At 52.8% G+C, this 25,735-nt stretch carries 22 protein-coding genes and 1 pseudogene; all 23 read left to right on the forward strand.

Going from position 1 to position 25,735, the window contains the following annotated elements; translation table 11 throughout:
- Nucleotides 1–485 (forward strand): annotated as a pseudogene (locus HMPREF1508_RS03975) (IS256 family transposase); the annotation flags it as partial.
- A gap of 188 nt (nt 486–673) precedes the next feature.
- Nucleotides 674–892 carry a cation transporter gene (locus tag HMPREF1508_RS03980; RefSeq protein ID WP_044959626.1) on the forward strand — a complete coding sequence of 73 codons (219 nt, stop codon included), beginning with the start codon at nt 674–676 and terminating at the stop codon, nt 890–892.
- Nucleotides 893–933: 41 nt separating this feature from the next.
- Nucleotides 934–2,814 carry a heavy metal translocating P-type ATPase gene (locus HMPREF1508_RS03985; protein ID WP_044959715.1) on the forward strand — a complete coding sequence of 627 codons (1,881 nt, stop codon included), beginning with the start codon at nt 934–936 and terminating at the stop codon, nt 2,812–2,814.
- Nucleotides 2,815–2,836: 22 nt separating this feature from the next.
- Nucleotides 2,837–3,136 (forward strand): ArsR/SmtB family transcription factor, encoded by a 300-nt coding sequence (locus tag HMPREF1508_RS03990; protein ID WP_006906017.1) that lies wholly within the window; start codon nt 2,837–2,839, stop codon nt 3,134–3,136.
- Between the two features lie 252 nt (nt 3,137–3,388).
- Nucleotides 3,389–4,537, forward strand: a complete 1,149-nt coding sequence (locus tag HMPREF1508_RS03995; protein WP_044959717.1) for an ATP-binding protein — start codon at nt 3,389–3,391, stop codon at nt 4,535–4,537.
- A 69-nt stretch (nt 4,538–4,606) separates the two neighbouring features.
- Complete coding sequence (locus HMPREF1508_RS04000) at nt 4,607–6,958, forward strand: glycoside hydrolase family 31 protein (RefSeq protein WP_044959630.1); 2,352 nt, start codon at nt 4,607–4,609, stop codon at nt 6,956–6,958.
- Nucleotides 6,959–6,995: 37 nt separating this feature from the next.
- Nucleotides 6,996–7,955 (forward strand): AraC family transcriptional regulator, encoded by a 960-nt coding sequence (locus tag HMPREF1508_RS04005; protein ID WP_044959633.1) that lies wholly within the window; start codon nt 6,996–6,998, stop codon nt 7,953–7,955.
- A gap of 176 nt (nt 7,956–8,131) precedes the next feature.
- A complete protein-coding gene (gene rhaB, locus HMPREF1508_RS04010) occupies nt 8,132–9,532 on the forward strand; it encodes a rhamnulokinase (RefSeq protein ID WP_044959635.1) in 1,401 nt (466 codons plus the stop codon).
- A 78-nt stretch (nt 9,533–9,610) separates the two neighbouring features.
- Complete coding sequence (locus HMPREF1508_RS04015; protein WP_044959638.1) at nt 9,611–10,870, forward strand: L-rhamnose isomerase; 1,260 nt, start codon at nt 9,611–9,613, stop codon at nt 10,868–10,870.
- 264 nt (nt 10,871–11,134) lie between these two features.
- Nucleotides 11,135–11,974 (forward strand): rhamnulose-1-phosphate aldolase, encoded by an 840-nt coding sequence (rhaD, locus tag HMPREF1508_RS04020; RefSeq protein ID WP_006906010.1) that lies wholly within the window; start codon nt 11,135–11,137, stop codon nt 11,972–11,974.
- 86 nt (nt 11,975–12,060) lie between these two features.
- Nucleotides 12,061–13,206: a lactaldehyde reductase gene (gene fucO / locus HMPREF1508_RS04025; RefSeq protein ID WP_044959639.1), complete on the forward strand. Its 1,146-nt coding sequence runs from the start codon at nt 12,061–12,063 to the stop codon at nt 13,204–13,206.
- Between the two features lie 473 nt (nt 13,207–13,679).
- Nucleotides 13,680–14,591 carry a LysR family transcriptional regulator gene (locus HMPREF1508_RS04030; RefSeq protein ID WP_044959641.1) on the forward strand — a complete coding sequence of 304 codons (912 nt, stop codon included), beginning with the start codon at nt 13,680–13,682 and terminating at the stop codon, nt 14,589–14,591.
- A gap of 262 nt (nt 14,592–14,853) precedes the next feature.
- Entirely contained in the window at nt 14,854–15,789 is a 936-nt protein-coding gene (gene cysK, locus HMPREF1508_RS04035; protein ID WP_044959718.1) for a cysteine synthase A, read from the forward strand.
- Nucleotides 15,790–15,816: 27 nt separating this feature from the next.
- A complete protein-coding gene (locus HMPREF1508_RS04040) occupies nt 15,817–16,251 on the forward strand; it encodes an RrF2 family transcriptional regulator (protein WP_044959642.1) in 435 nt (144 codons plus the stop codon).
- A gap of 40 nt (nt 16,252–16,291) precedes the next feature.
- On the forward strand, nt 16,292–17,602 hold the full coding sequence (locus tag HMPREF1508_RS04045) for an O-acetylhomoserine aminocarboxypropyltransferase/cysteine synthase family protein (protein ID WP_044959645.1): 1,311 nt from the start codon (nt 16,292–16,294) through the stop codon (nt 17,600–17,602).
- 24 nt (nt 17,603–17,626) lie between these two features.
- Nucleotides 17,627–18,292, forward strand: a complete 666-nt coding sequence (locus HMPREF1508_RS04050; RefSeq protein ID WP_044959648.1) for an ABC transporter permease — start codon at nt 17,627–17,629, stop codon at nt 18,290–18,292.
- 156 nt (nt 18,293–18,448) lie between these two features.
- A complete protein-coding gene (locus HMPREF1508_RS04055; protein ID WP_044959719.1) occupies nt 18,449–19,342 on the forward strand; it encodes a glycine betaine ABC transporter substrate-binding protein in 894 nt (297 codons plus the stop codon).
- Nucleotides 19,326–20,237, forward strand: a complete 912-nt coding sequence (locus HMPREF1508_RS04060) for a 4Fe-4S binding protein (protein ID WP_049906882.1) — start codon at nt 19,326–19,328, stop codon at nt 20,235–20,237. The genes HMPREF1508_RS04055 and HMPREF1508_RS04060 overlap by 17 nt, the downstream gene beginning before the upstream one ends.
- Nucleotides 20,238–20,250: 13 nt before the next feature.
- Nucleotides 20,251–21,021, forward strand: coding sequence for an ABC transporter ATP-binding protein (locus tag HMPREF1508_RS04065; RefSeq protein ID WP_044959651.1), 771 nt, complete (start codon nt 20,251–20,253; stop codon nt 21,019–21,021).
- Nucleotides 21,021–21,644, forward strand: a complete 624-nt coding sequence (locus HMPREF1508_RS04070) for an ABC transporter permease (RefSeq protein WP_044959653.1) — start codon at nt 21,021–21,023, stop codon at nt 21,642–21,644. The genes HMPREF1508_RS04065 and HMPREF1508_RS04070 overlap by 1 nt, the downstream gene beginning before the upstream one ends.
- A gap of 189 nt (nt 21,645–21,833) precedes the next feature.
- Nucleotides 21,834–22,862 (forward strand): sugar kinase, encoded by a 1,029-nt coding sequence (locus tag HMPREF1508_RS04075; RefSeq protein ID WP_006905997.1) that lies wholly within the window; start codon nt 21,834–21,836, stop codon nt 22,860–22,862.
- Between the two features lie 131 nt (nt 22,863–22,993).
- Nucleotides 22,994–24,355 carry a 5-bromo-4-chloroindolyl phosphate hydrolysis family protein gene (locus HMPREF1508_RS09630; protein WP_049906883.1) on the forward strand — a complete coding sequence of 454 codons (1,362 nt, stop codon included), beginning with the start codon at nt 22,994–22,996 and terminating at the stop codon, nt 24,353–24,355.
- A gap of 103 nt (nt 24,356–24,458) precedes the next feature.
- Nucleotides 24,459–25,721, forward strand: a complete 1,263-nt coding sequence (locus HMPREF1508_RS04085; protein ID WP_156923175.1) for a toxic anion resistance protein — start codon at nt 24,459–24,461, stop codon at nt 25,719–25,721.
- The last annotated feature ends 14 nt before the right edge of the window (nt 25,722–25,735 follow it).

The raw sequence follows: 25,735 nt of genomic DNA on the forward strand, positions 1-25,735 counted from the left end.
TTGTATACTGGACCCATAAGCATCAAGAGTTTTTAAGCCAGATGACCATCGATGAGAACGGAAAGAAAAGGCCCACGCACGAGAGGCTTTTAAAAGCGGAAAGATCACTATTGAAGCTGATCAGAGAGAACACCATCTTTACCTATCTCGATGATGATTTGAAGCGAGATTTTACCCCTCCATCTATGAATAATCGTATTGAGGGAGGTGTTAATTCCAGGCTAAGAGAGATGCTGAGAAACCATAGGGGACTTTCAATCGAGAGACGAATAAAAGCGGTTTACTGGTGGTGTTATATGCACTCACCAGAACCGCTTTCATTGTCTGAAATATTAAATATAATGCCCACTGACAGGAGCATAGCTGCCATATACAAAAAGATGAGTGAGAAGCAAAAACTAGAAAAAAATCTTTCGATATGGGGAGATGCTATTGTTTGGAGCGATTTCCATAAGGTGGACAGATTCTATGATCAATGGGATTAGCCATCAACACGTTTTGTCCTATAACCCCAATTCACCGCTGTAAAAAGAGTTCTTTTAAAATAAAAACAAGTCTTGACAGAAGCATGAAAGAAAGATAGTATCTAAACATAAACATATGAACAATTAATCATATGTATAGAGACGTCATTCACTTTTGATATTTCGATGCAGGAGAGGAGAGAAATTCCATGAAGAAGAGCTACAAGATCGATGTTGACTGCGCCAACTGTGCCAACAAGATGGAAGAGGCAGCACAAAAAACCGATGGAGTGAAAGATGCCCTGGTCAACTTTATGCTGCTTCAGATGAAGGTGGAATTTGAAGAGGGAGCCGATCCCGCGGAGGTCATGCCGCGCGTACTGGAAAACTGCCGGAAGGTGGAGGACGACTGCGAGATTTTCTTCTGAACAGAGTGATGAAAGGAGCTTTCATGTTCTGGTTTCGTGATCTGAACAAAAAACAGAAGAGAGCATTTAAAGAAATTGTGCTGGGCGGCCTTCTCTGGATTCTTATTTCCCTGCTTCCCTTTCCGGAGGGAATCGGGCAATACATCCAAAATGGCCTCTTCCTGATTCCCTATTTTCTCCTGGGCTGGTCGGTATTAAAGGGAGCTGCTCGAAATATTGCCAAGAGGCGGCCTTTTGATGAGGCCTTCCTCATGGCGATCGCCACCGTCGGAGCCATGGCTCTGGGCGATTTCCGCGAGGGTGTCGCGGTTATGCTCTTCTATCAGATCGGGGAGTTCTTCCAGTCTGTCGCTGTCGGCCGGAGCCGAAAGAACATCACAGCTCTCATGGATATTCGTCCGGACTACGCCAATCTGTTGCGAGAAGACGGGACGACAGTCCAGGTCGATCCGGATCAGGTAGGAGTCGGATCGACAATCACGGTAAAACCTGGGGAGAAGATTCCCATTGACGGGACGGTGATCAGGGGAAAATCCAGTCTGGATACGGCTGCTCTGACCGGAGAGTCCGCCCCAAGAGAGGTCGCGGAAGGATCAGAAGTCCTCTCCGGCTGTATCAATCAGGATGGCCTTCTGACAATCCGGACGACAAGAGAATTTGAGGAGTCCACAGCCTCTAAGATTTTAGACCTGGTGGAGAACGCCTCCTCCCGAAAGTCCAGATCAGAGAACTTCATTTCCAAGTTCGCCCGCTATTACACCCCGGCTGTGGTATATTCAGCCCTTGCTCTGGCATTCATAGGCCCTGTCATTCGCCTTATTATGGGACTCAATCCCGACTGGGGCGATTGGATTTATCGAGCCCTGACCCTTTTGGTTATTTCCTGTCCCTGTGCCATCGTTGTCTCTATTCCCCTCAGCTTCTTCGGAGGTCTGGGCGGAGCTTCTTCCTCGGGGATTCTCATCAAGGGATCCAATTATATGGAGACCCTGTCCAAGATTAAGATCATTGTCATGGACAAGACCGGGACTATTACCAAGGGGAATTTTCAGGTCAGCGGTCTGCACCACGCGACCTTCAGCCATGAGGAAATGCTTCGTCTGGCGGCGCACGCAGAGGCCAATTCCTCTCATCCGATTTCGAAATCTCTGGAAGAAGCCTACGGCAAGCCGATTGATTTCTCGGTCATTCGAGATGTGAGAGAGATTTCAGGGCAGGGTGTGATTGCCCAGGTCGACGGACATCAGGTGGCCTGTGGAAACGGCAAACTGATGGATACCGTCGGGATCAATTTCATCGAGTGTCACTCTGTGGGATCCATTGTTCATATGGCAGTGGACGGGGCATATGCCGGCCATATTGTGATTGCGGACCAGGTCAAGGAGTCCTCGAAAGAGGCGATTGACAAGTTAAAGAAGCTTGGGGTCAGCCGTCAGGTGATGCTGACCGGGGACAGTTGCGCTGTGGCGGAAAATATTGCAAATCAGGTTGGAATCTCCGAGGTTCGGTCCCAGCTTCTGCCCCAGGACAAGGTATCTGCCCTGGAGGATATCCTGAGCCAAAAAGAGGGGAAAGAGACAGTTGCCTTTGTGGGAGACGGGATCAACGACGCCCCGGTTTTAACCCGGGCGGATATTGGAATCGCCATGGGGGCTATGGGGTCTGACGCCGCGATTGAGGCTGCCGATGTGGTTCTCATGGATGATGATCCCGTGAAGATTGCCAAGGCCATCCGAATTGCGAGAAAGTGCATGCGGATTGTCTATGAAAACCTGGTTTTTGCCATCGGTGTGAAGCTGACCTGCCTTGTGCTCGGCGCTCTCGGGATCGCCAATATGTGGCTGGCGATTTTCGCTGATGTGGGCGTTATGGTTATTTGCGTAATCAACGCGGTTCGGGTACTCTTTGTAAAGAAACTGTAAAAAAAGATAGGGCTCGAACAATATGAAAGCTTTTGACATCAAGGAGGAGTCTCTGCTGAGACTGGCAGAGCTCTTTAAAATCTTCGGAGACGCCACCCGTATCCGCATTCTCTGTGCTCTCAGCGAGGGTGAAATCTGCGTGAGCGATCTGGCGGAGACCCTGTCCATGACCCAGCCGGCGATTTCCCATCAGCTGCGGATCTTAAAGAACACCCGTCTGGTCAAGGCCAGAAGAGATGGAAAACAGATCTATTATTCTCTGGCAGACGCGCATGTATCGAGCATTATAGGCACCGCCTTAGAACATGTGGAAGAGGAGTGATAGGTGAGTCAGGAGATAAATCAGGACGGTATGGGGCAGAGTGTTTCTGCCGGAGACGAGAAGAGTGTTGATCGGAGGATTTCTGCCAAAGATGAGCAGAGTGTTGATCGAGGAATTTCTGTCACAGGCGCAGAGACTTCGGTTGAGAAAGTCTCTGTGGCCGGAGAGAAAGCGAGGCCTGGACGAAAGTCCTCTGCGGCTGCAGAGGAGGCAGGCTCAGGAAAAAGGGCCTATGTTCGCACTATAGAGCAGATGATGGAGGATCCCCGGGACAAATGCCTGATCGACGTCAGAAGTCGGGAGGAGTTTGCAAAGGATACCATCGAGGGAGCCGGAAATATCTTCTGGGAGGAGGTCGTCGAAAGAAGAGAGGAACTTCCCCTGGATCGGCCAGTCTACCTCCTGTGTTATTCGGGAGAACATTCGGAGGAGGTCGCCAGAGACCTGTCAGCTCTGGGCTATGAGATCTATTCGATCAAGCACGGCTACCAGGCCTATATTCGCTATCAGCTCTCGCGATTTATGGAGGAAGAGGACAGGGTCGCCGACCGGACCAGAGAAATTGAGCGCAGCCTGATCAAGAAGTTCAAGAAAGACATCTGGTGCAAGTTCACCAGGGCCATCAGGGAGTACGATTTGATCCGGGACGGGGATAAGATCGCCGTCTGCATCTCCGGCGGCAAGGATTCCATGATAATGGCCAAGCTCTTTCAGGAGCTCCTGCGGCATGGGAAGCAGAACTTCAGTCTGGAATTTCTGCTTATGAATCCGGGCTACAATGAGGAGAACTACCGAAGAATCACAGATAATGCCAGGCTTCTTGGAATTCCTATCCGGGTATTTGACTCTTCCATCTATGATATCGTGGCCGGAGAGGAGATTGAAAATCCCTGCTACCTCTGCGCCCGCATGCGGCGTGGCCACCTCTATGCCAAGGCCAGGGAGCTGGGCTGCAATAAGATCGCCCTGGGCCACCATTTTGACGATGTGATTGAGACCATCCTGATGGGCATGCTCTATGGCGGCCAGATTCAGACCATGATGCCCAAGGTCCACTCCACGAATTTTCAGGGGATGGAGTTGATCCGCCCCCTCTATCTGGTCCGTGAGGCGGACATTATCCACTGGGCCCGCTACAATGACCTGCGCTTTATCCTCTGCGCCTGCCGTCTGACGGATTCCTGCTCCGTTGTGGGAGGGGCAGAGACCGGGTCAAAGCGGGCCGAAATCAAAACCCTGATCAGAGAACTCAAGAAGACCAACCCGTATGTGGAGAAGAATATTTTTCGGAGCGTGGAAAATGTCAACCTGCAGACGGTAATCGCCTACAAGGAACAGGGGGTCAAACACAGCTTTTTGGACTGGTACGAAAAAGCGGGCAGACCGGATTCGGAACCATAATGTAAAATCAAAATCACCGGGTCATCTGCGCTGCTTATCGCAGATGTGTCGGGAAGAGAAGGGATCTGTATGGCAAAACAGAAGAATCAGAAGTTGGGAAAGCTGCTGGGATATGACCGGGAGGGGTCTGTCATCCGTCTGCACTACGAGGGTGCCGAGGCCTCGGTGGATATCCTGCGGGAGGATCTGATCAAGCTCTTTGTCGCCTATGAGAGCGGGGAGGATGAATCCTATGCCGTGGAAGAAGACCTCCATCAAGACGTGGACATCAGCCTCAGAAAGGGCAGTGGGGCCCGGGCCAGGCTGACTCTTAAGACAGGCAGACTCTCTCTTGTGATCGGAGATGATTTCACCAACGCAATTTACGATACCAAAGGAAATTTACTGGCCGCAAGCGGGGACAAGGAACTGGTCAAGCCGGCCCGCATGACCTCTGAGACGGAGGAGAAGCTGGGCGGGATCTTCGGGGCGGTTTCAGATAATAAGACCGTGATGGAGGAGGAGGGGCATGAGAACCCTTTAGAGAAGATCAAGCAGGTTCCCGCCTTCATTGTGACCAGGCAAATGCACGCAGATGAACATTTCTACGGTCTGGGCGACAAGACCGGTTTTTTGGATAAGAGGGGCTATGCCTTTGACAACTGGAATTCGGATATTCCCCAGACACACACGGAACAGGTGACAGCCACCTATAAGTCCATCCCTTTTCTCATTGTCCGAAGGGACCAGGGAGTGCTTGGCTTCTTCTATGACAATCCCTGCCGCAGCCATATCGACCTGGGAAGAGATGACCCGGAGCTCTATTATTACCAGGCAAATGGGGGTAATCATGTGGAGTACATCCTCTACAGCCCCGATATGGTCGGCCTCGTCTCCCTCTACACGGAGCTGACCGGGCGCCAGCCCCTGCCCCAGCTGTGGACGCTCGGCTATCAGCAGTCCCGCTTGGGCTATGACTCTGCCAGCGTTTTCCGTCGGATCGCCGATCAGATGCGAGCATATCGCATCCCCTGTGATGCCATCCATTTCGATATCGACTATATGGATGGTTACCGGGTCTTTACCTGGGATAGAAAATATTATGGCGATTGTCCCCAGGAACTGCTGAAAGACCTGCATAAAAGAGGCTTTCACGCGGTGCCGATCATCGATCCCGGGGTCAAGAAGGATCCGGGATATGCCGTCTATGATGAGGGAATCAAAGGCGATTACTTTGCCAGGGATAGAAATGGTCAGGTCTATGTCAATGCCGTCTGGCCGGGAGATACCGTCTTCCCGGACTTCGGGCGCCGGCAAGTGCGCGACTGGTGGGCGGGAAAAGAGAAGATTCTGACGGACTGGGGATTTGACGCCACCTGGGATGACATGAATGAACCGGCTTCTTTTCGGGGTGAACTGCCGGATGACGTCTGCTTTCATCGGGAAGATCAGCCCATATCCCACGCGAAAATACATAATGTCTACGGTTATCTTATGTCCAAGGCGACCAGCCAGGGGCTGAGAAAGGCCAATGGCAAGCGGCCCTTTGTCATCACGCGGGCCACCTATGCCGGCGGACAGAAGTACGCCACAGTCTGGACCGGGGACAACCAGTCAATCTGGTCCCATCTGCAGATGATGATTCCCCAGCTATGCAACCTTGGCCTGTCCGGATTCTCTTTGGCCGGGACGGATATCGGAGGTTTTTCCGGGGACGCCAATGGAGAGCTTATGGCGCGGTGGATTGAGGCAGCCGTCTTTTCTCCTCTCTTTCGCAACCACTCCGCCGTATTCTGCCTCTTTCAGGAGCCCTGGCAGTTTACAAGCAGGGTTTTGGATATTTACCGGGAATATGTCGAGCTGCGCTACCGGCTCTTGCCCTATCTCTATGACCTCTGCCGGGTGACGGAGTTCACGGGTCTTCCGCTGATGCGCCCTTTGGTGCTCCACTATCCGAATGATCCCAATGTCTTTGCGATCAATGACCAGTTTCTGGTCGGCGAGGATCTGATGGCGGCTCCTGTTGTGGACCAGGGGAAGACCCGGCGCCTTGTCTATTTCCCCCAGGGAACCTGGTATGACTATTTTACCGGGACTGTCTATGAGGGAGGGTCCTATCAGGTGGTCAGCGCGGCCTTAGACCAGCTCCCCCTCTTTGCCAGAGCCGGGGCGATTATCCCCAACTGGGAAGTCATGCAGTATGTTGGGGAGAGGGAATATGACAGCCTGATTCTCAAGGTCTTCCCGGGCAGGGGCAGCTATCGCCACTATCGGGATAACGGAGAGGATTTCGACTATCGGCAGGGCAAGGTGGATATCTACGAATTTATCCAGGAGGATGGCCGGTTGAGCGGGAGGCAGACCGTGAACGGATATGGTCATCCCTATGCGCATATCAGGGTCGAAGAGCCCCTGGGAGGAAACAGCTACGAGCTGAAGTAGAGGGATGAGGAAATACAGATAAAGAGATTGGCTGGAGATGAATGTAAAGCTTTTAAATGAATTGCGCAGGATCAGTCCGGAAGAAGAGGGGATTCTTGCGGGAAACGGACCTGATGCGGACATTTACACGAGCAGGAGGGCGGATACCGTTGATGCGGACAAGCTCCTGGAGCGGGGACGTCTGATTACGGTGCGGCCATCGACCCGCTTTGCCTACTTCCCTCCCCATCGGCACAACTATATTGAAGTGGTCTATATGTGCCAGGGCTTCACCCACCATGTGGTGGACGGGGACGATATTCTTCTCAGAGAGGGGGAGATCCTCTTTTTGTCCCAGAAGGCAAGGCAGGAACTCTTTCCGGCCGGAGAGGAGGATATCGCAGTCAACTTCATTGTCCTTCCCCAGTTCTTTGATGAGGGTCTGCGTATGCTGGGGGAGACAGAGAGTCCCCTGCGCGCTTTTCTTCTCGACGCCCTTCAGGGAAGAGGGGAGACTTCTTATCTTTATTTTCAGGTGGCGGATATTCTTCCAATTCAGAACCTGCTGGAAAATCTGATCTGGAGTCTCTGGAACCATGAGACCAACCAGAGGGCGATCAATCAGATCAGTATGGGACTGCTTTTTCTCAACCTGGTCAATTACTCTGACCGAATTGCCTTTGAGGCCTCGGACAGGGGGGCCAACCTGCAGCTTGCGGTTTTAAACTATGTGGAAGACCATTATGTCGATGGGAAATTATCCGATCTGGCAGCTATCCTGGGCTATGACTTGTTCTGGTTGTCCAAGGAGATCAGACGGCTGACCGGCCGCAATTACACCCGTCTGATTCAGGCAAAGCGTTTGCAGCAGGCGGCTTATCTTTTGACTCAGACTTCTATGCGCGTGGACGAAATCGGCATGAAGGTGGGATATGAAAATCAGTCCTACTTCTACCGATTGTTTAAAGGGGAGTATGGAGAGACACCGAGGGCATACCGGCTGAGTCACAGGGCATAGAGGGCTTCTTCTGGTCTTGTCCACATGATATTTACCCTTGACAAAAAAGGACAGTTTTCACACAAAAACTGTCCTTTTTTTGCTGCCACTTTGAGGGTAGGATTAAGGCATGAAAGCGAGGGCTGCCAAATGCAGTGAGGAATCGATCAAGTGCAGCAAGCAAAAGGAGGGATTCGATGAGCAAGTACTATCTGGCTGTCGACATTGGGGCCTCCAGCGGACGTCACATCCTTGCCCACCTTGAGGATGGGAGGATGCAGCTGGAGGAAATTCGCCGCTTTCCCAATGGGATGGTCCGAAGACAGGGGCATCTGGCCTGGGATCTCATCCAGCTCTTTGAGGAGATCAAGAGGGGGATGATTAAGTGCAAAGAGATGGGCAAAATTCCAGAATCTGTCGGCATCGACAGCTGGGGAGTCGATTATGCTCTGATTGACAGGGAGGGCAGACGTCTGGGAGAGGCTTACGGCTATCGGGATCAGAGAACGGACGGGGTGGATGAACTCGTGTATAAAAAGATCTCTGAGGATCAGCTCTATGCCAGAACCGGAATTCAAAAGCAGATCTTCAACACCATCTACCAACTGGCGGCGGATCAGACAATGCGTCCGCAGATCTTAGAGCAGGCGGACGCCATGCTGATGATCCCGGATTATTTTCACTTCCTGCTCTCCGGAGTCAGGGCCCAGGAATACACCAACGCGACGACCGGCCAGCTGGTAGACCCCAAGAGCAGGAATTGGGACTGGGATCTGATCGATCGTCTGGGCTATCCCAGGCGGATCTTTCAGCCTGTGACAAAACCGGGAACCTACATTGGAGAACTTCTCCCCGAGATTCAGGAGGAGATCGGATTCAACTGTAAGATCGTGCTGCCGGCCAGCCACGATACCGCTTCGGCCGTCATGGCTGTTCCCAGTCAGGATGGCAATCTTCTCTACATCTCTTCCGGGACATGGTCACTGATGGGAACGGAACTGGAAGAAGCCAACTGTTCCCCGGAGAGCAGAGCAGCCAACTTCACAAATGAGGGAGGCTACAATGATCGCTTCCGCTATCTCAAGAATATTATGGGCCTGTGGATGATCCAGTCAGTCCGCAAAGAAATTGCCCCTGATATGAGCTTCGCGGAAATATGTCGTCTGGCGGAAAAAGAGAAGATCAAATCCCTGGTCGACGCCAATGATCCCCGTTTCCTGGCCCCGGCCAGTATGGCAAGAGAGGTGCAGACGGCCTGTGAGGAAAAGGGACAGGAGGTTCCGCAGGGGATTGGTCAGCTGGCAAGTGTGATCTACAATTCGCTGGCAGTCTGCTACGGCAGGACCATTCAGGAGTTGGAAGCGGTCAACGGGATGTCCTATGAGAGGATTCATGTCGTTGGCGGCGGCGCCAACGCGGACTATTTAAATCAACTGACGGCCAGAGCTACGGGGCGGGAGGTACTCGCAGGCCCGACCGAGGCGACGGCGATTGGGAACATTCTCGCCCAGATGATTGCCGCGGGCCAGGTAGAAGACCTGCAGGCGGGCAGGAAGCTGATCCGGGATTCCTTTGAGATCAGATCTTATCAGCCGTGAACCAGTGTTTTTTAAAATCAGAGAAGGATAAAAATCAGAGAAAGAGGAAGGATTGATCCTTTCAGGAAAGGAGCAGGTATGAGCGCAAGATATGAGGCGGCAAGAGAGGCATATGCAAAGGTCGGAGTAGATACCGACCGGGCGATCGAGATCCTGAAAAAGGTGCCGGTCTCTCTCCACTGCTGGCAGGGAGACGATGTCCTTGGCTTTGATCAAAAGGGAAGGGGCCTGTCCGGCGGGATTCAGACGACCGGCAACTATCCAGGGAGGGCCAGAACTCCGGAGGAGCTCTTTGCGGATATTGAGGAAGTATTAAAGCTGACCCCCGGGACCAAGAAGATCAATGTGCACGCCAGTTACGCCGTTTTTGATGAGGAAAATCCCTGGGTGGACCGCGATCAGATTGAGCCCAGGCACTTTAAGAAATGGGTTGATTTCGCCAAGAAACACGGTATCGGTCTGGACTTCAATCCGACCTTTTTCAGCCATCCCATGGCCAAGGGCCTGACCCTTTCCTCGCCGGATGAGGAGATTCGCAGCTTCTGGATCGAGCACGGCAAGGCCTGCATTCGTATCTCCAATTATTTCGCCGAGGAGACCGGATTTCCCTGCACCATGAATATTTGGACCGGGGATGGCTTTAAGGATATTCCGGCAGACCGCATGGGGCCGAGAATGCGCTATAAGGACTCCATTGAGCAGATTCTCTCCGAGCCCTTCGATTTCGCCAGGGTAAAGCCCTGTGTTGAATCCAAGGTCTTCGGGATCGGCGTCGAGTCCTATACGGTCGGATCCGCTGAGTTCACTCTCTCCTTCGCGGCTTCTCATCCAAACAAGTGCATCCCGCTGATGGATAATGGACATTACCACCCGACAGAGGTGGTCAGCGACAAGATTCCGGCTCTGCTCTGCTTTTACCCTGAGTTCGCCCTCCACATTACCAGACCGGTTCGCTGGGATTCCGACCATGTGGTTCTCTTTGACGACGAGACCAAAGAGATGGCCAAGGAGATTGTGAGAAATGACGCCTTAGGACGCGTCAATATGGCTCTTGACTTCTTTGACGCTTCCATCAACCGGGTCAGCGCATGGACTGTGGGCTTCCGCAACTGGCAGAAGGCCCTTTTGAACGCGCTAGTCCTCCCCAGTGAATCTTTGAAGGCCTTGCAGGATCAGGAAAACTTCACAAAGCTCATGGTAGCCCAGGAGGAGATGAAGCTTTACGACTTTGGCGCTATCTGGGAGGAGTACTGCAGACAGGAGAATGTAGTGGGCGATATGTCCTGGTTTGACGAGCTGGAAAGCTATGAGAGGGAAGTCCTGGCCAGGCGCCAGTGACGGCGGCTGAGATTTGTGTCTGCGCGCCAATTTGCGCGCAGGACACAGATTTTATTTTTGACAGTTGACCTTTGCAGGAGAACCGGGAGATAATGCGCATATACGGAAGCTGTCGGTGATCGTCAATCAGCGGCGTAAGCCCTTTTACAGATGGGCATTGCGCAGGCATAGACCACGCATAGATATAGATGAGAGCAACTGCTCTCGTACAGAGATGCCGACTAGACCGGGCATAGCGCACGCATAGGTGAGAGGAGAGATGGGATGAGGTTTTTAGACGCGAAGTTTGTCAATGGTTTTATCCATATGGGAGATGATGGATGGAAACAGGGCTGGCATGAGAGAAACGGCGGCAATCTGACCTACCGGGTCAAGCCCGAGGAGGTCGAGGAGATTCGGGAGGACTTAAGACCCCAGGCTTGGCAGCCCATCGGGACCAGCGTTCCCAAGCTGGGAGGAGAGTATTTCCTGGTAACCGGATCCGGCAAGTACCTGCGCAATCTGATCATCCATCCGCAGGATACCATGGCTATGATCGAGGTTGACGACAAGGGGGAGAATTACCGCCTTGTCTGGGGCCTGGAGAGCGGCGGAAGACCGACTTCCGAGCTCCCCTCTCACCTGATGAACCATGAGGTCAAAAAGGAACTGACAGGCGGCAGATATCGGGTGATTTACCACTGCCATCCGGCCAATACCATCGCTCTGACCTTTGTGCTCCCCCTGACATCTGAGGCATTTACCAGAGAACTCTGGGAGATGGCTACGGAGTGTCCTGTGGTCTTCCCGGACGGAATCGGCGTTGTCCCCTGGATGGTTCCGGGCGGAAGAGAGATTGCCGTTGCGACCTCCAAGCTGATGGAGAAATATGACGTGGCGATCTGGGCCCATCATGGGATGTTCGCCGCTGGCGAGGATTTCGACGCCACCTTTGGCCTGATGCACACCGTAGAGAAGTCGGCGGAGATCCTTGTCAAGGTTTTATCCATGTCTCAAAAGAAGCGGCAGACGATTCAGCCGGATCAATTCCGTCAGCTGGCTAAAGATTTCGGCGTCGAGCTTCCGGAGCGCTTCCTCTATGAGAAGAAGTACGGAGATCTCTAATGATTCTGTGTGGTGATTAGCTGTGAGCAGGTTGGCACAACAAAGATTTGTACAGGATTTATTTTATGAATTTACAGGAGGTTATTATGGCAGACAGGATAGTACTCAATGGCGTTTCCTATCACGGGAAAGGCGCGATCAAAGAAATTGTCCCCGAGCTTCAGCGCGGCGGTTATCAGAAAATTTTTGTCACTTCTGATCCAGATCTGGTCAAGTTCGGAGTGACAGCTAAGGTGACAGATCTTCTTGAAGAGGCGGGGATTGCCTACAGTCTCTATGACGGGATTAAGCCAAACCCCACCATTCAGAATGTTCAGGAGGGAGTAAAGGCCTTTAGAGAAGCGAAAGCGGATGCCATTGTCGCCATCGGCGGAGGCTCCTCCATGGATACGGCCAAGGCAATCGGGGTGATTATCACGAATCCGGAGTTTGAGGACGTCCGCTCTCTGGAGGGCGTTGCGCCCACGAAGAATCACGCTGTTCCCACCATCGCTGTTCCTACCACGGCAGGCACCGCCGCGGAAGTGACGATCAACTATGTCATCACTGATGTTGAGAAGCAGCGCAAGTTTGTCTGTGTCGATACCAATGACATCCCTGCAATCGCAGTCGTTGATCCGGAGATGATGTCATCTATGCCCAAAGGGCTGACGGCAGCCACCGGGATGGATGCTTTGACCCATGCCATTGAAGGTTATACCACGAAGGCAGCCTGGGAGATGACCGATATGTTCCACCTGGAGGCAATCAAGCTGATCGGCCAGAATCTGCGCGCTGCCGTCAATAATGATCCCAAGGGCCGGGAGGGCATGGCGATGGCGGAGTATATCGCCGGCATGGGATTCTCCAATGTAGGATTGGGGATCGATCATTCCATGGCTCACTGCCTGTCCGCGCATTACGATACCCCTCATGGTATGGCCTGTGCTCAGCTTCTTCCCCTGTCCATGGAGTACAACCGCGATTACACGGGGGAGAAGTACCGCGAGATCGCCCGCGTCATGGGCGTCGAGGGTGTCGATTCCATGAGCCAGGAAGAGTACAGGGACGCGGCCATCGCCGCAGTCAGAAAGCTCTCGGAGGATGTGGGCATTCCACAGAAGAATGAGAGGATCCGGGAGGAGGATCTGGAAATTCTTGCCGCGGACGCTCTGGCGGATGCCTGCTGCCCCGGTAATCCCAGGGAGGCGACGAAAGAGGACGTCATCGCCATGTATCGTCAGCTCATGTAATTGAAGATCCAAGCGTGAAAGAGCCGACTGTCGGTATTTCTCCGTAATTGCGCGGAGAAATATCGGCGGTCGGCTTTTTCTTCATGACTGTAGAAAGCCCATAGCGCGTGTATTACACAGTTTATGAAATAGAATGCCCACGGCGGCGCGTGTATTCCACAGTTTATGAAATAGAAAGCCCGCGGCGCGTGCATTCCAAGGTTCATGAGATAGAAAGCTCACGGATCGCGGATTGTGTTATTTACGGATGTTTTTCTGCAGCCAGGGACTATGAAATTTCCTCTGCCGGCAGAGACTTATGAATCTCCTATTGACTTAGCTTATCTATCGACATAAGCTATAAGCAATTTCAGGTCTGCACGAACATCTGCAAAAGACGGGATGCGTGCGACAGAAGGAAGCTGAAATGTCGAAGCGAAAACAAAATTTCCTGCACATTCAGAGATAGAATTCACAGAAGGAGGTATCCTGCCATGACGATCACTCAATTGCGCTATGCCATTGCCGTTTCAAATTCTACATCTATGAATAAGGCGTCCCGCCAGCTTTTTATATCACAGCCGTCCCTGTCTGCTTCCATCAAAGAGCTGGAGGAGGAGATCGGGATTGATCTCTTTCGCAGAACCAATCGGGGAATTCAGATTACGCCGGAGGGCAAGGAGTTCATCGGCTATGCCCGCCAGGTGGTAGAGCAGTACGAGCTCCTCCAATCCCGCTATGTGACCAAGGACCAGGTCAGAACCAGGTTCTCCGTATCGGCCCAGCACTATACATTCGCGGTTCAGGCCTATGTGAATACGGTGCGGGAATTCGGCATGGACAAGTACGAGTTTGCCATCAATGAGACCAAGACGTCTGAGGTGATTGATGACGTGAAGAATTTCCGGTCGGAAATTGGAATTCTCTATCTGAACGAGTTCAACCGCAAGGTGTTGACAAAGCTTTTTAAGGAAAATGATCTGGATTTCACACCCCTGATGGACTGCCATATCTATGTCTATATGTCTAAAAACCATCCCCTTGCCAAAAGGGACTGCATCCGGCTTCAGGAACTGGACCCCTACCCTTTGCTCTCTTTTGACCAGGGCCAGTTCAATTCCTTTTACTTCTCGGAGGAAGTCCTCGCCACCTATGACTATAAGCAGGTGATCAAGTGCAATGACAGGGCTACCATCTTAAACCTCATGGTGGGTTTAAACGGCTATACCCTCTGCTCCGGGATTATCTGTGAGGACTTAAACGGTCAGGAGTACACGGCAGTCAAGCTGAAGAGCAGCGAGATCATGCGGGTTGGTTATCTGACCCGAAAGGGGATAGCGCTCTCTCCCATGGGACAGCGCTATATCAGAGAGCTGGAAGCCTATAAGAATCAGGTGCTTATCTGAAGATAGGACGCGGAGAGGATCTGAGGAAAGAGCTTGACTTTTAAAATCAGTCTGCTAAAATATAAATCATAGTAATCATACTAAACTAATAGGAATTAAGAGGCGAACATGTCATCCAGGAAACAGAAAATGCAGAGCCTCCACAGATACACATCGAGTTTCTGTTGATCTTGATTGTGTTGATGATGGATTTGCGCAGACAAAAGATAAGTGAGAATAAAAGTTAAGAATGACCGACACCGTCGGAGAACAGGAGATTATCATGAGCAAGGCATATGAAAATATCACGGAACTGATTGGCAATACTCCCCTTTTAAAGGCAAGCCGTTACAGCAGAGCAGCGGGCGTCAGAGAGGGCGCGGTATACGCCAAGCTTGAGTACTTCAATCCGGCCGGCTCTGTTAAGGACCGCATCGCGGAGGCTATGATCAGGGACGCGGAAGAGAAGGGGATCTTGAAGGCGGGCGCTATCATTATTGAACCCACCTCCGGGAATACCGGAATCGGCATTGCTTCGGTGGCGACTGCCAAGGGCTATAAGGCCATTCTGACCCTGCCTGACACCATGTCGGTTGAACGGCGCAACCTGCTCAAGGCCTATGGGGCCAAGCTGGTTCTGACGGACGGGGCCAAGGGAATGAAGGGCGCGATCGCCAGGGCGGAGGAGCTGCAAAAGGAAATCGAGGGATCGGTCATCCTGGGCCAGTTCCAAAACCAGGCCAACCCAAAGGCGCACTATGAGACGACCGGACCTGAGATCTGGGAGCAGACAGAAGGCAAGGTAGATGTCTTCGTCGCGGGGATCGGCACCGGCGGCACGCTGACCGGCGTCGGAAGATACTTAAAGGAGAAGAATCCCCAGGTCAAAATCGTCGCGGTTGAGCCCGCCGGATCTCCGGTCCTCTCCACAGGAAAAGCGGGCCCTCATAAGATCCAGGGAATCGGAGCCGGATTCGTCCCTGAGACGCTCGACACCTCCATCTATGACGAGATTATTACAGTGGAGAATGAGGACTCCTTCGAGGAGGGCAGGCGTTTTGCCCAGACAGAAGGCGCTCTGGTGGGCATTTCCTCCGGCGCTGCCTTAAAGGCGGCTGTTGAGCTGGCAAATCGCCCGGACTATGCGGGCAAGACGATCGTCGCCCTGCTCCCCGATTCCGGTGATCGCTATCTGTCCACGGCCCTCTTCAGTGACTGAGGGATGTGAGCGGACAAAGGAGGAAGAATGAAGATCTCGACCAAGGGACGCTATGCGTTGCGTCTGATGTTGGATCTGGCGGCTTATAATACAGGAGAGCCGATCAGCATTAAGGACATTGCCCGGCGGCAGATAATTTCAGAGAAATACCTGGAGCAGATTATCTCTGTCTTGAACAGAGCGGGCTATGTGCGCAGCGTACGCGGCGCCGGCGGCGGGTACCTGCTGACGAGAGATCCGAAAGAATATACCGTCGGCATGATTTTTCGCCTGACCGAGGGGAGTCTGGCTCCCGTTGAAGGACTGGAGGATGGGAAGCCTGATCTGGCCGGTCACCCGGAGCTGGTTACCTATGATGTCTATCGGAAAATCTATGAAGCTGTCAATCAGGTGGTAGATCATATCACGCTGGCAGACCTGGTCGATCATCAGCGTCAGCTGGCCGATAACTATGTGATTTGACCCCAGGTCACTTATCAGAAGCTCCAAAGGAGGATAGCAGATGACAGGACCCAAAGAATTAAAAGACAGGAATTTAAAGTTTGAGACCCTGGCCCTGCATGTCGGTCAGGAGGCGGCGGATCCAGCAACGGATTCCAGAGCGGTTCCCATTTACCAGACCACGTCATTTGTCTTTGACAACTGCGATGATGCGGAGGCCAGATTCGCGCTCAAAGCTGCCGGTAATATTTACGGCCGTCTGACCAATCCCACCGAGGACATCTTCGAGAAGAGGATGGCTGCCCTGGAGGGCGGGGTGGCGGCTCTGGCTGTCGCGTCCGGCGCCGCCGCGGTCACATATGCCTTCAAGGCGGTCGCCAAGGCGGGGGATCACCTGGTATCTGCCAACAATATCTATGGAGGAACCGCTAATTTCTTAGAGCATACCTTTGAGGACTTCGGGGTGAAGACGACATTTGTTAATCCGACGGATCTGCAGGCGGCGGAGGATGCGATTTTGGATAACACCAGGGCTCTCTATATTGAGAGTCTTGGAAATCCATCCGGAGAAGCGGTCGATATTGAGGCCTGGGCCGATCTGGCTCATAAGCATGGCCTTCCTCTGATCGTAGACAACACCTTTGGCACACCCTATCTGATTCGCCCCATTTCCTATGGAGCAGATATCGTTGTTCACTCGGCGACCAAGTTCATCGGAGGTCACGGGACGACCCTGGGCGGGGTGATCGTCGATGCCGGGACATTTGACTACGGCACAGGAAAATGGCCCTGGCTCTCAGAGCCAAACGCCTCCTATCACGGATTGGTCTTTGCCAAAGACACGGCTCCCGCGGTTATCGCGACCTATATCCGAGCGATTCTCCTTCGCGATGAAGGGGGCTGTATCAGCCCGATTTCCGCCTGGATTCTCCTGCAGGGACTGGAGACGCTTTCGCTTCGCGTTGAGCGCCAGACCCAAAATGCCCTTAAGGTTGTCGATTTCTTAAAGAATCGCCCGGAAGTCGAGTTTATCAGTCATCCCTCTGTCTCCGGGGACCCTGTTCAACAGGCACTTTACAGGAAATATCTGCCCAATGGCGGTTCCTCTATCTTCACCTTTGATATTCGCGGAGATGAGAAGAGGACCAGGGATTGGATCGACCAGCTGAGACTCTTTTCTCTTTTGGCTAACGTCGCTGACGTCAAGTCTCTGGTTGTGCACCCCGTCTCCACGACCCATTCGGAGAGTTCCCGGGAGGAACTGGAAAGGATCGGAATCAAGGGCAACACAGTTCGTCTCTCGATCGGAACCGAGAATATTGATGATATCATTGAGGATCTGACCGAGGCATTTGAGGCAATTCAGGACTGATCCCCTGATCCTAACGAGGCTTCCATGAATTCCATCATCCAATACTTTCAGACGCAATCCGCCGACTATTTCGGCATGCTGGCCAGTCATATCTATATCAGCGTACTGGCGGCTCTGATTGCATTTATCATCGCCTTTCCCCTGGGGATACTGGTCTCTAGGAGCCCACTGGGAAGAGCCCTGGCCGAGCATCTCTTTGGATTGATTCGAATCGTCCCGAGTCTGGCGATTCTCATGCTTGCTCTGCCCTTCCTTGGAACCGGGATCAAGACAGCTCTTGTGGCTCTTGTGGCTCTGGCCATTCCCCCGATTCTGGTCAATACAAGCTCCGGGATCAATGCGGTGCCTGCCGCCACCATCGAGGCGGCAACCGGCATGGGAATGAGTCCGCGACAGGTCTTTCAAGAGGTGACGCTGCCCCTTGCCTTTCCCTACATTTTCGCGGGCTTTCGGACGGCTTTTGTCGAGGTGATCGCGTCGACGACATTGGCCGCCTATATCGGGGGCGGTGGCTTTGGCAAGATTATCGTGACCGGTCTGGGACTGCTCAGAACGGATTATCTTTTGATCGGCGGGATATCGGTCGCTGCTCTCTCTCTGGTCAGCGGCGCTCTTTTAGACGCCTTCTATCGGAGCCGGACGGGCTATATGCGGGTCAAGGAGCCTGCCAGACAGGCAAGAGGAAATTAAGAGCAGAGCTTCAGATCAGAGGCTTAAAAGTCCCCTTTTGGCAAGATGAAAAGAAAAGAATTCTCGGCTGCATATCAGCCGGGAGGACGGGAAGAGGATTTTCAATTACAGAAAACAGAAAGAGTTCCAGGAAACAGAAAGCAGGATAGATACGCTATGAAGAAACTTCTCTCACTAACTTTAGTCGCGGCGACCGCTCTGATGGCTTTCGCTGCCTGCGGGTCCAAGTCCGCCGACAAGTCGGGGTCCGCCATTCGGATCGGATCCAAGGGCTTTACCGAGAATGAAATTGTGGCGGAGGTTTACGCTCTTGCCCTCGAGGACGCGGGGCTCAAGGTAGAGCGCACTCCTGATCTGGGGAGCTCGATTATCCATCAGTCTCTGACCACCGGCGATATTGATCTGTATCCGGAGTACACGGGAACCGGCCTGATTTCCGTTCTGAAGGAGGAGCCAAGGACCAGTGCCAACGAGGTCTATCAGGAGGTCAAGAAGGCTTATGAGGACAAGTTTAAGATCAGCTGGCTTGACTATTCGCCGGCTAACGACGGCCAGGGCATCGTGATCACAAAGGCGGCTTCAGATCAGTATGGGATCAAGACCATTTCTGATCTGCAGAAAAATGCCGAACAGATCCGCTTTGCCTCTCAGGGAGAATTTGACCAGAGGGCCGATGGGCTTCCCGCGTTGACAGCAAAGTACGGAGAATTCCATTGGAAATCCACGAATGTCTATGACAATGCGCTCAAGTATCAGGTTCTGGACCAGAATCAAGCGGACGCGGCGCCGGCCTACACAACGGAGGGGCAGCTGTCAGACACGAGCAAGTACGTGCTGCTGGAGGATGACAAACAGGTGTGGCCTCCCTATAACCTGGCCCCGGTTGTCCGCGACGAGGTTCTTGAGAAAAATCCGAGGATTGCCGAGGCATTAAATAAAATCAGCCCGAAGATTACGACGGAGAATATCACCAGGGCCAATGCCGAGGTCGAGCTGAAGGGCAAAGAGTACAAGGATGTGGCAAAGGAATTGTATGAGAGCATTAAGTGAGGAAAAAGAGAAGATCTGCGGGCGGTTTGATTTCCCAGAGAACGCGGCCTATCTCATTGATTTCTTCTTTGATGACAGGCAGCGTGATCTGATCTTGCATGCTCCGGACACCTTTACCGAGGCGGATTACGAGCCTGGATTTGTGCGGCAGTGCTACAGAGATGGCCTTGTCTCCTATGCTGATTATGACAGGGGGATCTTTCAGCTGTCCAATTTCTACAATATGTTCGATGTCTTTGTCTGCGCCCATCAGGATCGTTACAATCAGCTGACCCGCCATGAGAAGGGGACGCTGGATACCTGGTATTTTGACCGTTACTATGACGGTCTTAAGGGGGAAGTCCCTACGCCCGACCGAATCCTCTCATTAGAGGATACGCTGCGGTTTGTCGACGCGCATGAGGAGACCATCTACTTAAATCCCTGTGACTGCAGGTCCTTGACCGGTGATTGCGGACACAGCCGGTCCACCTGCCTCTCTTATCGGGGAGGACCTAACAGCTTTGCGGACCGGGGTATTTCCAAGACACTGACCAAAGAAGAGGCCAAAGAGATGATCATAGCGGCTGACCGGGAAGGGCTGATGCACACGGTCAATCCATTCGGAGTCTGCAACTGTTGCTCTGACTGCTGTTATCTCTTTCGCAGCCAGAAGAGAAGAGACTCCCTGGGAGTCTGGCCGGCCACAGAAACCATCATCAGACTCAATGCCGACAAGTGCGTTGGCTGCGGGAAATGCGCGCGAAGATGTCATTTTTCAGTCTTTACCCTGAACCGGGAGATTCGAAAGGTGTCTGCGGATGTATCCACATGTGTGGGCTGCGGCATCTGCCAGACGCAGTGTCCCTCCGGAGCACTTACGCTTGTTCCGAGGTCTGAAAAGGCAGTTTCTTAAGGAGATAAATTGCATGTACGCAGTCACATTTGAACATGTCAATAAACGCTTCCCGGGAGCAAACTACCAGGCCCTGGATGATGTGAGCATTCAGATTGAGGAGGGCGAGTTTGTCACCATTTTAGGTTCTTCCGGATGCGGGAAGACGACTCTGATCAAGATGGTCAATCGCCTTCTGGAAGTGGATTCCGGGAGGATTACGGTGATGGGACAGGACATTCGCGGTCAGGATCCGGTCAGCCTGCGCCGCAGGATCGGCTATGTGATCCAGCAGGTCGGGCTGTTCCCGCATATGACTGTCGAGGAGAATATCAAGGTTTTGCCCAGGCTCCTGGGCTGGGACAAGGAGAAGGCGGACGCCGGAGTCGATGAGATGCTCTCATTGGTCGATTTAGATCCAAAAGAGTTTCGGGGGCGTTATCCAGCCCAGCTGTCCGGAGGACAGCAGCAGAGAGTCGGTCTGGCGAGAGCGCTGGTCACGCATCCCGGACTTATGCTTTTGGATGAGCCCTTCGGTGCCATCGACGCCATCAACCGGGAGAGTCTGCAGAACGAGTTAAAGCGGATCCATTCCGGGTCGAAGGCCACCTATCTCTTTGTGACTCATGATATTCGAGAGGCTCTCAAGCTGGGCAGCAGGGTTTTGATTATGGATCAGGGAAGAGTGATCCAGTATGACAGCCCGCGGCATATTTTAGCTCATCCGGCCGACGACTTTGTCCGCTCGCTGCTGGCAACCTTACAGACCGGATCTGACAGCCTGGTCGATGGAGAGGGAATCTGATGCGTTACTTTTTCGATCACATAGATCTCTTTGCCAATGCCTTTTTGCAGCATCTGCAAATTGTCGCTCTGACCTTGCTTATTTCCATTGCCCTGGCCAGTCTGATCTGCCTGGTTCTGCTTAAATTTCCCAGGGCCAGCAATATCTGTATTCAGGTTTTTTCCGCGATTTATTCCGTTCCGTCTCTGGCTCTCTTTGCCATCCTGATTCCTCTGACGGGGCTTGGAAGGGGAACAGCCATCCTGGTCCTTGTCCTCTACAACCAGTATCTTCTGGTCAGAAATATCATGACAGGACTGACACAGGTGGATCCTGCAATCTTAGAGGCGGCAAGCGGAATGGGCATGACGCATATGCAGATGATTTGCAGAGTGCAGATCCCTCTCGCGGCCCCTATGATTGTCGCCGGCATCAAGCTGGCCATTGTCTCTACCACGGGGATTGCCACCATTGCGGCTACGATCAACGCCGGCGGTCTGGGAAGTCTGCTCTTTTCCGGGATGCGGACCATGAACGTGCCTAAGATTGCCTTTGCGACGATTCTCTGTATGTTTATTGCGGAACTTGCCAATGTGATCCTGGGGGCTGTTGAAAAGCGCCTGAAGAGAGAACCGGCTCTTTAAGGCGGATTCTTCACCGGCGCTGACAGAGGGAAGCGAACCGCAAGATATGCAAGAAGCAGGTCAATTTCTCTAATGAGATGACCCGGATCATATTCTATAATGAAACTGTCGGATCATCCGGCAGTTTTTCTGTGCTTGTCGGCGATGTGCTTTTAAACACCTGCCTGATCGGGAAAAGAGGAGAAGCCTATGAGTGAACATCAGTCTTTTGACCTTCTGACACTGGGAGAGATTATGCTGCGTCTGACCCCGGCCTTCAACGAGAGGCTCAATGGGGGAGAATTTATGCTGCGCACAGCTGGAGGCGCGGAGATGAATGTTGCGGCCGGGGTCGCTATGCTGGGACTGCGGACGGGGGTGATTTCCAAACTTCCGGCCAATGATCTGGGGGATTTCATTAAGAAACGGGTGCGTCAGAACGGGGTCAGTGACGATTTTCTGGTCTATGATCACAGTAAAAACGCCCGGCTGGGAGTCTATTATTACGAGTACGGCGCTTACCCAAGAAAGCCCCGCATTGTCTACGACCGCATGAATACCTCCTTCCAGACCCTGCATATCGGAGAACTGGATCCGGTCATCTACAGTTCTGCCCGCTGTTTTCACGTCTCGGGGATCACATTGGCCTTAGGAGAGCAGATCAGAGCCAATGCCATTGAGATGATCAAGCGCTTTAAGAAGGAGGGAGCGCTGATTTCCTTTGATGTGAACTTCCGGGGAAATCTCTGGAGCGGCCAGGAGGCCAGGGCCTGCATTGAGCAGATCCTTCCCTATGTGGATATCTTCTTCTGTTCCGATTCCACAGCGCGCCTGACCTTCGGCAAGAAGGGGGATGTCAGAGAAATTATGAAATCCTTTACAAAAGACTATCCCATACGCCTTGTTGCCTCGACCGAGCGTGTGGTTTTATCACCCAAGCTGCACAATTTCGGATCCAAGCTCTATGCCGCGGATACAGATACCTTCTATGAGGAGGCCCCCTATGACCATATTGACGTTGTGGACCGGATTGGTTCCGGAGACGCCTACCTGTCCGGCGTCCTCTATGGACTTCTGGCCAATCCGGGGGATTATCAGAAGGCCCTGGAGTATGGAAATGCCACGGGTTCCTTCAAGAACACGGTGCCCGGAGACCTGATGAATACAGATCTGACTGAGATACAGGGAATTATCCGGGACCACAAGGCCGCAGGGGCAGTTTCCGAGATGGATCGGTAGGGGCAGTTTCCAAAATGGATCGGTAGTTGCGGCAGAAAGAGGGATATTATAAGATAATAGCTGGAGTTTGCGGTTCCTCACAGGGACTGTTTCTGCACATATAATGAAAGTTGGGCGGACAGGAGATTTTCATGGAAAAACGCAAGGGCAGTGATGATCTGATCAGTGCAGGACAGGATATTCTGGACTCTGTCAACTACGCCTTGAAGAGCGGGGACTATTCCAAGCTGACATCCGACATCACCAAGACGGTTAATCAGGCGACCAGACAGGTGGCGTCTTCCGTATCTGCTTCCGTGCAGGAGGCCGCCGGGCAGATGGGACAGGCTTCCGGGACAGCCCGGGACAATGCCTCCCGGGTTTTTGGCAACAGTGATTTTCGGGCGGAGGTCAACCGGGTTTTCGGGGGCGTATCCGATCGGAGAAATAATTTTTTAGCCAGGGATGTATCACAGATGACCGGCCTTGGGAAGCAGATCTTAGGCTGGTCGGGCTTTGGCCTTTTTGCCCTTCTGAGTCTCGGCAGTTTCGCGCTCATGTTCATTCCGGTTCTTCGCATGGCCGGCCTGATGAGCGGATTTGGCTTTGCCGCCGCCGCGGCAGCCTTTTGCCGTCTGGCTTTGCTGGGGGCTAAGGACCATAAGCTGGCGGATACCTATCGCCGCTATGGAAACCTGATTCAGGATAAGGAAGTGATCAGTATTCGGGATCTGGCCCGCCTGGCGGGACAGACAGAGGATGAAGTGAAGGTCAATCTGAAAAAGATGAGGGAGAATGACTATCTGCCTCTGGTTCATTTTGATCGGGATATGTCTACGATCATTCTGACGGATCAGGCTTATAAGCAGTACCTTGATTGGGAGAAGGAGCGTGATCGAAGGAGAGAGCAGGAGGCAAACATGTCTCCGGCTGAACGGGAGATCCTTGAACTGACACAGGAGGGGGAGAACTATATCAGGGAGGTTCGGGCTGCCAATGACAGAATCCCGGATCACGCCATGACGGCAAAGTTAGACCGGCTGGAACAGATCATGCGAAACATCTTTGAAAATGTGAAGAAGCATCCCGAGTCCGCCAGAGACATCCGCCGCATGATAGACTTCTACCTTCCGACGATTCAGAAGCTTCTTGATGCCTATATTGAACTGGATTCCCAGTCCGGCCACCTGGACAATGTCAAGCGAACCAAGGCTCAGATTGAAGACTCCATGGATATCATTAACGATGCGTTTGAGAAGCTCCTGAATGATCTCTTCCAGAATGTCCTGTTTGATGTCAGCTCTGATATCTCGGTCATGGAGACCATGATGAGACAGGATGGTTTGTCAGGCAAGAGCATTCGCGACTATGAGAGCGGACTGAGCTTCGGCTCCGGTGCGACAGCAAGTGCGGCAGGCCCCGGACAGACGCAGACGGCTGCTGCGGAGGCTCCCTTTGGAGACCGGGACTATGCATCCGCGCTGGCAGGCTCTGCGCAAAAAGAAGAGAATTAGATAAGAAATACCAATGTTGGATACGCACAATGAAATATTCGCGAAGCTAATATTCCATTGCTATCAATGAGATGTTTTCAGGATAAAAGGAGAGGAGAAAGAGATGGCAGAATTGGAATTCAATCAGACCAATCCGCAGGAGGCAGCGGCGGCAGGACAGAATCAGATGGCAGAGCCCGCAGCAGCTGTTCAGCAGTCTCAGGCGATGGCTCAGGAGGAGGCGAATCCGGCGCAGGATCAGGGCCTTGCGCAGCAGTCTCAGGCGACCTTAAGCTTTGGAAGCCCCGCAGCGCCCCAGGTCGCGGTGGCAGCTGACCCAGCGGAGGCTAAGATGGATGACTCGATTCTGACCCCCCAGGAGAGAGCGCAGGCTGAGGCATTTGCAGACAAAATCGATCTGACGGATTCCAACGGGATCTTAAGCTACGGGGCAGGAACCCAGCAGAGGATGGCTTCCTTTTCCGAACAGACCTTAAATTCTGTCCGCAATAAGGATATGGGAGAGGTTGGAGACATGATCACCAACCTGATCGGCGAGCTGAAGAATTTCGACGCAAGTGAGCAGGAGAAGGGCTTGTTTGGCATTTTTCACAAGGCGCAGAACAGGATCGAGACGCTTCGCACCAGGTACTCCAAGGTAGAGACCAATGTGGGAACGATCACCAGAGAGCTGGAGAAGCATCAGCAGACCCTGCTCAAGGACATCGCCATGCTGGATCAGATGTATGTGATGAACCTGGATTACTACAAGGAATTGACCATGTATATTATCGCCGGCAAGAAGCGCCTTGCCGACGTGCGAAACGGCCAGCTCAAGGAGCTGGAGGCCAAGGCGGCTCAGACCGGCTCCGCCGAGGATGCCCAGGCGGCCAAGGATCTTGCGGCTCAGTGCGACCGCTTCGAGAAGAAGCTCTATGATCTGGAGCTGACCCGGACCATCTCTGTACAGACCGGGCCCCAGATCCGTATGGTTCAGTCCTCCGACACCATGATGGCGGAGAAGATTCAGACCACCATTGTCAATACCATCCCGCTCTGGAAGAATCAGATGGTCATTGCTCTGGGCGTCGAGCACGCGACCCAGGCGGCTAAGGCTCAGAGAGAGGTCACAGATATGACCAATGAGCTTCTGCGCAAGAACGCGGATAAGCTCAAGTCCGCCACAATCGAGGCAGCCAAGGAGTCTGAGCGCGGCATTGTGGATATTGAGACTCTCCAGCACACCAACAATCAGCTGATCTCTACTCTGGATGAGGTAATGCAGATCCAGAAGGATGGCAAGGCCAAGAGAGCCGATGCCGAGAAGCAGCTGGTCGGAATCGAGAACCAGCTCAAGGAGAAGCTGCTTCAGGCGGCGCAGAATTGAGCTTTTTCCCGGCT

The sequence above is a fragment of the Shuttleworthella sp. MSX8B genome (genome assembly GCF_000524295.1).
In the GTDB taxonomy this organism is placed as follows: domain Bacteria; phylum Bacillota; class Clostridia; order Lachnospirales; family Lachnospiraceae; genus Shuttleworthia; species Shuttleworthia satelles.

Excerpts from the sequence above, each read along its gene's own strand:
- HMPREF1508_RS03980 (WP_044959626.1), top strand. The coding sequence starts at position 674 with ATGAAGAAGAGCTACAAGATCGATGTTGACTGCGCCAACTGTGCCAAC.
- HMPREF1508_RS03990 (WP_006906017.1), top strand. The coding sequence starts at position 2,837 with ATGAAAGCTTTTGACATCAAGGAGGAGTCTCTGCTGAGACTGGCAGAG.
- HMPREF1508_RS03995 (WP_044959717.1), top strand. The coding sequence starts at position 3,389 with ATGATGGAGGATCCCCGGGACAAATGCCTGATCGACGTCAGAAGTCGG.
- HMPREF1508_RS04000 (WP_044959630.1), top strand. The coding sequence starts at position 4,607 with ATGGCAAAACAGAAGAATCAGAAGTTGGGAAAGCTGCTGGGATATGAC.
- HMPREF1508_RS04005 (WP_044959633.1), top strand. The coding sequence starts at position 6,996 with ATGAATGTAAAGCTTTTAAATGAATTGCGCAGGATCAGTCCGGAAGAA.
- rhaB (WP_044959635.1), top strand. The coding sequence starts at position 8,132 with ATGAGCAAGTACTATCTGGCTGTCGACATTGGGGCCTCCAGCGGACGT.
- HMPREF1508_RS04015 (WP_044959638.1), top strand. The coding sequence starts at position 9,611 with ATGAGCGCAAGATATGAGGCGGCAAGAGAGGCATATGCAAAGGTCGGA.
- rhaD (WP_006906010.1), top strand. The coding sequence starts at position 11,135 with ATGAGGTTTTTAGACGCGAAGTTTGTCAATGGTTTTATCCATATGGGA.
- fucO (WP_044959639.1), top strand. The coding sequence starts at position 12,061 with ATGGCAGACAGGATAGTACTCAATGGCGTTTCCTATCACGGGAAAGGC.
- HMPREF1508_RS04030 (WP_044959641.1), top strand. The coding sequence starts at position 13,680 with ATGACGATCACTCAATTGCGCTATGCCATTGCCGTTTCAAATTCTACA.
- cysK (WP_044959718.1), top strand. The coding sequence starts at position 14,854 with ATGAGCAAGGCATATGAAAATATCACGGAACTGATTGGCAATACTCCC.
- HMPREF1508_RS04040 (WP_044959642.1), top strand. The coding sequence starts at position 15,817 with ATGAAGATCTCGACCAAGGGACGCTATGCGTTGCGTCTGATGTTGGAT.
- HMPREF1508_RS04045 (WP_044959645.1), top strand. The coding sequence starts at position 16,292 with ATGACAGGACCCAAAGAATTAAAAGACAGGAATTTAAAGTTTGAGACC.
- HMPREF1508_RS04050 (WP_044959648.1), top strand. The coding sequence starts at position 17,627 with ATGAATTCCATCATCCAATACTTTCAGACGCAATCCGCCGACTATTTC.
- HMPREF1508_RS04055 (WP_044959719.1), top strand. The coding sequence starts at position 18,449 with ATGAAGAAACTTCTCTCACTAACTTTAGTCGCGGCGACCGCTCTGATG.
- HMPREF1508_RS04060 (WP_049906882.1), top strand. The coding sequence starts at position 19,326 with ATGAGAGCATTAAGTGAGGAAAAAGAGAAGATCTGCGGGCGGTTTGAT.
- HMPREF1508_RS04065 (WP_044959651.1), top strand. The coding sequence starts at position 20,251 with ATGTACGCAGTCACATTTGAACATGTCAATAAACGCTTCCCGGGAGCA.
- HMPREF1508_RS04070 (WP_044959653.1), top strand. The coding sequence starts at position 21,021 with ATGCGTTACTTTTTCGATCACATAGATCTCTTTGCCAATGCCTTTTTG.
- HMPREF1508_RS04075 (WP_006905997.1), top strand. The coding sequence starts at position 21,834 with ATGAGTGAACATCAGTCTTTTGACCTTCTGACACTGGGAGAGATTATG.
- HMPREF1508_RS09630 (WP_049906883.1), top strand. The coding sequence starts at position 22,994 with ATGGAAAAACGCAAGGGCAGTGATGATCTGATCAGTGCAGGACAGGAT.
- HMPREF1508_RS04085 (WP_156923175.1), top strand. The coding sequence starts at position 24,459 with ATGGCAGAATTGGAATTCAATCAGACCAATCCGCAGGAGGCAGCGGCG.